Source organism: Phytoactinopolyspora endophytica (genome assembly GCF_004138495.1).
Classification (GTDB): Bacteria; Actinomycetota; Actinomycetes; order Jiangellales; family Jiangellaceae; genus Phytoactinopolyspora; species Phytoactinopolyspora endophytica.
This window is the reverse complement of record NZ_ML142862.1, coordinates 46,039-46,318: the sequence shown is the minus strand read 5'-3', so window position 1 is coordinate 46,318 and position 280 is coordinate 46,039. Positions and strand designations below refer to the sequence as shown.

Here is a 280-nt window from a genome sequence, read left to right as displayed (position 1 = left end):
GACGATTCGGACAGCTCGACCGAGTCGAACGGCGCGGACGGGCAGGAAGGCGCGGCCGAGCCGGAGGAGCCGGACGAGCCGATCAGCCTGGAGTTCCAGACCCTCGCCTGGCAGACCGCCTCGATGGAGGCCAACGAGGCGATCGTCGACGCATGGAACGAAGAGAACCCGAACGTGCAGGTGAACCTCCTGCAAGGGGACTGGAACAACGTCAACGACCAGCTGCTGACCGCGTTCGAGGGTGGAACGGCGCCGGACATCTTCCACTACGAGTCCACGA

The 280-nt window shown here is 65.4% G+C and carries 1 protein-coding gene; it reads left to right on the top strand.

Translation table 11 applies throughout. The features are described from left to right. A partial coding sequence (locus tag ELR45_RS35690) for an extracellular solute-binding protein (RefSeq protein WP_165368041.1) occupies nucleotides 1-280 on the top strand: 280 nt, incomplete at both ends.